Annotated in this window: 4 protein-coding genes and 2 pseudogenes; all 6 read left to right on the top strand. The window is 74.0% G+C overall.

Going from position 1 to position 7653, the window contains the following annotated elements:
* Positions 1 to 1351: pseudogene (gene murD, locus BJF79_RS27950) on the top strand (UDP-N-acetylmuramoyl-L-alanine--D-glutamate ligase); the annotation flags it as partial.
* A gap of 11 nt (positions 1352 to 1362) precedes the next feature.
* Complete coding sequence (ftsW, locus tag BJF79_RS27945; RefSeq protein ID WP_075901827.1) at positions 1363 to 2643, top strand: putative lipid II flippase FtsW; 1281 nt, start codon at positions 1363 to 1365, stop codon at positions 2641 to 2643.
* A 25-nt stretch (positions 2644 to 2668) separates the two neighbouring features.
* Positions 2669 to 3762 (top strand): annotated as a pseudogene (gene murG, locus BJF79_RS27940) (undecaprenyldiphospho-muramoylpentapeptide beta-N-acetylglucosaminyltransferase).
* Positions 3759 to 5219 carry a UDP-N-acetylmuramate--L-alanine ligase gene (murC, locus tag BJF79_RS27935; RefSeq protein ID WP_075901825.1) on the top strand — a complete coding sequence of 487 codons (1461 nt, stop codon included), beginning with the start codon at positions 3759 to 3761 and terminating at the stop codon, positions 5217 to 5219. Before murG ends, murC begins: the two are co-directional and overlap by 4 nt.
* Positions 5220 to 5287: 68 nt before the next feature.
* A complete protein-coding gene (locus tag BJF79_RS27930; protein WP_262402681.1) occupies positions 5288 to 6079 on the top strand; it encodes a cell division protein FtsQ/DivIB in 792 nt (263 codons plus the stop codon).
* Positions 6080 to 6619: 540 nt separating this feature from the next.
* The coding region (ftsZ, locus tag BJF79_RS27925) for a cell division protein FtsZ (RefSeq protein WP_075901823.1) at positions 6620 to 7653 on the top strand (1034 nt) is incomplete at its 3' end.

The following is a 7653-nucleotide window of genomic DNA, read 5'->3' as shown; positions in this document are numbered from 1 at the left end:
CCGCGCGCTCGCCGGGCGCGGGCGGCGCCCGCGTCACCGCAGTGGAGGCCCGCGACGACGAGGGGCGGCGCGCGCTCGCCGCCGAACTGGAGGCCCTCGGGGTCACGGTCGGCTCGGCGACGGCGACACCCTCCCCGAGGGCGTCGACCTCGTCGTGACCTCGCCGGGCTGGCGTCCGGACGTCCCGCTGCTCGCCGCGGCGGCCGCCGCCGGGATCGAGATCATCGGCGAGGTCGAGCTGGCGTGGCGGCTGCGGCCCGCCGAGGGCGCGGCGCCCTGGCTGGCGATCACCGGGACGGACGGCAAGACCACCGTCGTGCGGATGCTGGCGTGCATGCTCGCCGCCGCCGGGCTCGACGCCCTCGCCGTCGGCAACGTCGGCACCCCGATCGTCGAGGCGGTCGCCGCGGACCACGACGTCCTGGCCGTGGAGCTGTCGAGCTACCAGCTGCACTGGTCGAGCTCGCTCGCCCCGGCCGCGGCCGCCGTCCTCAACGTCGCGCCCGACCACCTCGACTGGCACGGGTCCATGGACGCCTACGTCGAGGCCAAGGGCAAGATCTACGCGCCCGGCTGCGTCGCCGTCCACAACGCCGACGACGTCACCTCCACCGCCCTCGCGGAGAAGGCCCCGGGCGTCGAGCGGCGCGTCGGGTTCACCCTGCGGGTGCCGCGGCCCGGCGAACTCGGCGTCGTCGAGGAACTGCTCGTCGACCGGGCCTACACCGCCGACCCCGCGACCGAGGCGGCCGAGCTGGCCGCGCTCCAGGACGTCCGGCCGTTCGCCCCGCACAACGTCGCGAACGCGCTCGCGGCGGCCGCCCTCGCCCGCGCGTACGGGGTGCCGCCCGAGGCGATCCGGGACGGGCTGCGCGCGTTCGTCCCCGACCCGCACCGGATCCAGCACGTCGCCGACGTCGGCGGCGTCGCCTACGTCAACGACTCCAAGGCCACCCAGCCGCACGCCGCCGCCGCGTCCCTGGCCGCCTACGAGCCGATCGTGTGGATCGCGGGCGGCCTGCTGAAGGGCCTGGACGTCGACGACCTGGTCCGATCGTGCGCCGGGCGGCTGCGCGGGGCGGTGCTCATGGGCCGCGACCGGCGGCGGATCGCCGAGGCACTCGCGCGACACGCGCCGGATGTCCCGGTCGTGGACGTCGCCGACACCGACACTGGGGCCATGGAACGCGTCGTCACCGAAGCCGCCGGGCTCGCCCGTCCCGGCGACACCGTGCTGCTCGCCCCCGTCGGGGCCTCCTTCGACATGTTCGCCAACTACCCGGCCCGCGGGGACGCGTTCATCGCGGCCGTCGAACGGCTCGCCGCGGGCCGCGACGGGGACGCCCGGTAGGGCGCGGCGCGATGGCCTCCCCACCGGCCGACTCCGTACCGGCCGACCAGGGGGCCTGGCGTCCCCGGTCCCGGCTCGGGCCGCGCGAGCGCGCGGTCGCCGCCGTCGGCCTCCTCGACCGTCCGCTCACCTCCTACTACCTCGTGCTCGGCTGCACGGTGCTGCTGGTCGCGCTCGGCCTGACGATGGTGCTGTCGGCGTCCAGCGTCGAGCAGCTCCAGGCGACCGGCTCGGCGTACACGCTGGTGCAGAAGCAGGCGCTGTGGGTGGCCATCGGGCTGCCCGGCATGTGGCTGGCGTCCCGGCTCCCGGTGAAGACGTTCCGCGCCCTCGCCTACCCGCTGCTGCTGGTGTCGATGGTGGGGCTCGCGCTCGTCCTGGTGCCCGGCCTCGGCCGCAGCGCCTGGGGCGCGACCCGCTGGATCGACCTCGGCCCCGTGCAGATCCAGCCGTCCGAACTCGGCAAGCTCGGGCTCGTCCTGTGGGGCGCCGACCTGCTCGCCCGCAAGGAACGGCTCGGGCAGCTCACCGAGTGGCGGCCGCTGCTGGTGCCGCTGCTGCCGGGCGCCGGGTTCCTGGTGCTGCTGGTCATGCTCGGCAGCGACCTCGGCACCACGCTGGTGCTCCTGACGATCTTCCTCGCGCTGCTGTGGGTGGTCGGCGCGCCCGGACGGCTGTTCGTCGGAATGGCCGGGATGGTCCTGCTGCTCGTGGCGATCCTCATCGTCGTCGAGCCCTACCGGATGCAGCGCCTCACCGGGTTCCTCGACCCGTCCGGCAACCGCCTCACCACGAACTACCAGAGCGTCCAGGGCTTGTACGCCATGGCGTCCGGCGGCGTGTTCGGGACGGGCCTGGGGGAGAGCCGCGCGAAGTGGGACTACCTTCCCCACGCCGAGACCGACTTCATCTTCGCGATCGTGGGGGAGGAGCTCGGGCTCGTCGGCACCCTCGTCGTGCTGAGCCTGTTCGGGCTGCTCACCTACGCGGGCCTGCGCGTCGCCAAGCGCGTCCAGGACACCTTCACCCGGCTCGCCGCCGCCGCGGTCACGGCGTGGCTCGTCGTCCAGGCCGTGATCAACATCGGCGCCGTCATCAATGTCCTGCCCATCACCGGGATCCCGCTGCCGCTCGTCTCCTACGGCGGTTCCGCGCTCATCCCCACGCTGCTCGCGCTCGGGATGCTGCTCGCCTTCGCCAAACGCGAGCCCGGCGCGAGGCAGGCACTCTCCGCACGGGGCCCCGGACCGGTCGTGAGGGCTCTAAGCTGGCTGGGCCTGGCACGTCGGTGATTTTCATGAGGAGTTGTCAACGAGCATGAGGGTTGTCCTGGCCGGCGGGGGCACCGCCGGACACATCGAGCCCGCGCTGGCCCTCGCGGACGCGCTGCGCCGCAACGACCCCAATACCGGGGTCGTCTGCCTGGGCACCGAGCGCGGCCTGGAGACCCGGCTGGTCCCGCAGCGAGGGTACGAGCTCGCGCTGATCCCGCCGGTGCCGCTGCCGCGCACGCTGACCCCCCAGCTGCTCACGGTGCCCGGACGGCTGCGCGGTGCGATCAACGCGGCGGCGTCCGTCATCGACCAGGCGCAGGCCGACGTCCTCGTCGCTTCGGCGGCTACGTCGCCACGCCCGGTTACCTCGCCGCCCGCAAGCGCAAGATCCCCATCATCGTGCACGAGGCCAACCCCAAGCCCGGCCTCGCCAACAAGCTCGGCGCCCGCTTCACCGAGCACGTCGCGGTGTCGCACGCCGACTCGCCGCTGCCGAACCCGACGTTCGTCGGGATCCCGCTGCGCCGCGAGATCGCGACCCTCGACCGGCTCGCGATGGGCGACAAGGCCCGCTCGTACTTCGGCCTGCTGCCGGACCTGCCCACCCTGCTGATCTTCGGCGGGTCGCAGGGGGCCCGGTCGCTCAACCAGGCCGCGGTCGCCGCCGCGCCGTACTTCCGGCAGGCCGGCATCCAGGTGCTGCACATCGTCGGGCCGAAGAACACCGAGGAGCCCGAGCAGGTGTCGGGCGGACCACAGTACGTGACGATCCCTTACTGTGACCGCATGGACCTCGCCTACGCCGCCGCCGACATGGCCATGTGCCGCGCCGGCGCGATGACCTGCGCGGAGCTGGCGGCGGTGGCGCTGCCCGCGGTGTACGTGCCGCTGCCCATCGGCAACGGCGAGCAGCGGCTGAACGCCGAGCCGATCGTCGCCGCGGGCGGCGGGATGCTCGTCGACAACGCCGAACTGTCGCCCGACTGGATCGCCCACAACCTCCTGCCCGTGCTCGCCGACCCAGCCCGGGTCGCGAACATGTCGGAGGCCGCCGGGCGGATGGGCCGCCGGGACGCCGACGTCGCGCTCGCGCAGATGGTGTACGACGTCGTCCGCGCGGCGGGCGCCCAGCGATGAGCCTGATCGATCCGAGCGACGTCGGCGGCGTCCCCCCGGCCGGGGAGCTCGGCCGGGTCCACTTCATCGCCATCGGGGGCGCCGGGATGTCGGGCATCGCCCGGATCATGCTGCGGCGCGGCATCCCGGTGTCGGGCAGCGACGCCCGCGACTCCGAGCTGCTCGCCCAGCTCGGCGGGATGGGCGCGCGGGTCCGCGTCGGGCACGACGCCGCGCACCTCGGCGACGCCGACACGGTCGTGGTGTCGACCGCGATCCGGGAAAGCAACCCCGAACTCGTCGCCGCCCGCGAACGCGGCCTGCGGGTCCTGCACCGCTCCGCCGCGCTCGCCGCGCTGATGGCGGGCCGGCGCGCCGTCGCGGTCGCGGGCACGCACGGCAAGACGACCACCACCTCGATGCTCACGGTCGCGCTGCAGCACGCGGGCGCCGACCCGTCCTACTGCATCGGCGGGCAGCTCGTCACGACCGGCCTCGGCGCCGACGAGGGCACCGGCGACGCGTTCGTCGCCGAGGCCGACGAGAGCGACGGGTCGTTCCTGATGTACACGCCGCACATCGCGGTGATCACGAACGTCGAGGCCGACCACCTCGACAACTACGGCGGGTTCGAGAAGGTCAAGGAGAACTTCGCCCGGTTCGTCGACCGCGTCGAACCCGGCGGGACGCTCGTCGCCGGAGCCGACGACCCCGTCGCGATGGAACTCGCCGAGCGCGCGCGCGAACGCGGCCTCACCGTCCGGACGTACGGGGAGGCGGAGGGCGCCGACCTGCGCGTCACCGGATTCACCCCGCGCGGCCTCGGCTCCCGGTTCGAGATCGCCGGATCCGGCGAGACGGGCGGCGAGGTCCTCGAGATCGCCCTCGGCGTCCCGGGGCGGCACAACGCGCTCAACGCCACCGCCGTCGTCGCCGTCGCGCGGGCCCTCGGCCTGGACGACGCGGCGGTGCGGGACGGCCTCGCCGCGTTCGGCGGCGCGATGCGGCGGCTGGAGCGCAAGGGCGAGGCGGGCGGCGTGGAGGTCTTCGACAGCTACGCCCACCACCCCACCGAGGTGACCGCCGACCTGGACGCCACCCGCGACTACGCGCGCGAGAAGGGCGGCTCGGGGGAGGAGGAGCCGCGGATCGTCGCGGTGTTCCAGCCCCACCTGTACAGCCGCACCCGCTTCTTCGCCGCCGAGTTCGGCGCGGCGCTCGGCCTCGCCGACGTCGCGGTCGTCCTCGACGTGTACGGCGCCCGCGAGGACCCGGAACCGGGCGTCACCGGCAAGCTCGTCGCCGACGCCGTCCCGCCCGGGACCGAGACCGTGTACGCGCCCGTCCGCGACGACGTCCCCGAGACCGCGGCGTCGCTCGCGCGGCCCGGCGACCTGGTCATCACGCTGGGCGCGGGGGACGTCACCGCGCTCGGCCCGCCGATCCTGGAGCGGCTCGCCCGGCGCGCCGGGCGGTGACGCGCCGGTGACACGCCGGGCCGCCGCGATCGGCGGCCGCCGGGCGCGATCACTGTCAAGCTTGGGTCATGACCGAGTCGCGGACGGGCCGCCGGGAAGCCGCGGAACCGCTGGAACCCGCGGAAGCGGGGGAGGCGGAGGAGACGCGGGAAGCGGGGGACGGCGCGGCGCCCGCCCCGGTCGACGGCCGCTGGAAAGCGGTGTTCGTCGCGCTGCTCGTCCTCGGCGTGCTCGGCGCCGTGACCTGGGTGCTGCTCGGCTCGCGCCTGCTGGTGGTCCGGCACGTGGAGGTCACCGGCACCGAACTGGCGCCGCGCGACCGGATCACGGCCGCCGCGGGCGTCGACCTCGGCGTGCCGATGGCCCGGCTGGACACCGGTGAGATCCGCGCCCGCGTCGAGCGGCTGCGGGAGGTCGAGTCGGCCGACGTCGAACGGCACTGGCCGGGCACGGTGCGGATCGTCGTGGACGAGCGCGTCCCGGTCGCGATGTTCGAGCACGGCGGCCGGTACCACCGGATCGACGGGCACGGCGTCGTCGTCGCCGACGGCACGACCCGTCCGTCCGGGCTGCCGGTGCTGAGCGTCGGCGCGCCCGGGCCGTCCGACGCGGCGACGCTCGCGGCGTTGGAGGTCTTGACCGTCCTGCCGGATTCGCTGCGCGGGCTCGTCACGGAGGTCGAGGCGCCCGCCCCCGCGGCCGTCACCCTGTACCTGAAGGACGGCCGCACGATCGTGTGGGGCGCGGCGGAACGGGCCGAGGAGAAGGTCAGGCTGCTGGAGGCCCTGCAGCGGACCGCTGCGGGACGCGCCGTGCAGCGGGTGGACGTCAGCTCCCCGGACGTCCTCCGGACGAACTGACCGCGCGGCACGAGGAAGCGGTGGCGAGCGGAAAGCGGCGGCGCGGAACCGCATGGAACCGGACGACCGGGGAAATCGGATCGCATGCCGTTCGCCTCCGGTGCGTGTGTCGGGGCGCGCGGGGCCGTTCGATGGGGCACGCTGGACGGGTCGGCCGGAAACGGGTCGGCGGATTGGGACGGCTGAGACGGATGATTCGGACGTTACGCGGCAGAACGGCGCGGGAGACGGCCCCCACGGGCGGGCGTCCACCGGTCGGCGCTGCACCAACCTGGGCAAACCGGCGCTCAGTGCGACACGCCGGTGGAGTTCGGGGGAGGTTAGTTGACCCTGGCGGTAAGGCCGCCCTACTGTCCGTATCAGTCCTCAGGTTGACATAACTGTAAGCCTCAAGTTGAGGGTGAGGGTTGAGGGCGCCCGGTCCGGTGGACCGGAAGCTCCCGGCCCGCGCCAATTGCACACAGGTCAGGGAACACCGCGGCGGCACGGTCGGCAGACCGGTCTTGCGGTCGGATAGAGCGAGCGGAAAGGCCCCTCGTCGTGGCAGCACCGCAGAACTACCTCGCGGTCATCAAGGTCGTCGGCATCGGCGGCGGCGGCGTCAACGCCGTCAACCGGATGATCGAGGAGGGACTCAAGGGCGTCGAGTTCATCGCTATCAACACGGACGCCCAGGCGCTGCTGATGAGTGACGCCGACGTGAAACTGGACGTGGGCCGCGAGCTCACCCGGGGCCTCGGCGCCGGCGCCAACCCGGACGTCGGCCGCAAGGCCGCCGAGGACCACCGGGAGGAGATCGAGGAGGTCCTCAAGGGCGCCGACATGGTGTTCGTCACCGCCGGAGAGGGCGGCGGCACCGGCACCGGCGGCGCGCCCGTCGTGGCCAACATCGCCCGCTCGCTCGGCGCCCTGACGATCGGCGTGGTCACGCGTCCGTTCAGCTTCGAGGGCAAGCGCCGCGCGATGCAGGCCGAGGCCGGCATCGAGACGCTGCGCGACGAGGTCGACACCCTCATCGTCATCCCCAACGACCGGCTGCTGTCGATCTCCGACCGGCAGGTCAGCGTCCTCGACGCGTTCAAGGCCGCCGACCAGGTGCTGCTGTCCGGTGTTCAGGGCATCACCGACCTGATCACCACCCCGGGCCTGATCAACCTGGACTTCGCCGACGTCAAGTCCGTCATGTCCGGCGCCGGCTCGGCGCTGATGGGCATCGGCTCGGCGCGCGGCGACGACCGCAGCGTCGCGGCGGCCGAGATGGCGATCTCCAGCCCGCTGCTGGAGGCCAGCATCGACGGCGCCCACGGCGTGCTGCTGTCCATCTCCGGCGGCTCCGACCTCGGCCTGTTCGAGATCAACGAGGCCGCCCAGCTGGTGTCGAACGCCGCCGCGCCCGACGCCAACATCATCTTCGGCGCGGTCATCGACGACGCGCTCGGCGACGAGGTCCGGGTCACCGTGATCGCCGCGGGGTTCGACGAGGGCCGCCCTACTAAGCCGGCCCCGGAGCCGGAGCACAAGAGAACGCCCCCGCCGCCGCGCCCGGCCCCGCCGCCGCCCCCCACCTCGGCGCC

Origin of the sequence: Actinomadura sp. CNU-125, from assembly GCF_001942465.1 — a bacterium.
Taxonomy (GTDB): Bacteria; Actinomycetota; Actinomycetes; order Streptosporangiales; family Streptosporangiaceae; genus Spirillospora.
This window is presented reverse-complemented; position numbering and strand designations above follow the sequence as displayed.

Bases quoted from the DNA above. Each gene is read 5' to 3' on its own strand.
- ftsW (WP_075901827.1), top strand. From the start codon at position 1,363: ATGGCCTCCCCACCGGCCGACTCCGTACCGGCCGACCAGGGGGCCTGG.
- murC (WP_075901825.1), top strand. From the start codon at position 3,759: ATGAGCCTGATCGATCCGAGCGACGTCGGCGGCGTCCCCCCGGCCGGG.
- BJF79_RS27930 (WP_262402681.1), top strand. From the start codon at position 5,288: ATGACCGAGTCGCGGACGGGCCGCCGGGAAGCCGCGGAACCGCTGGAA.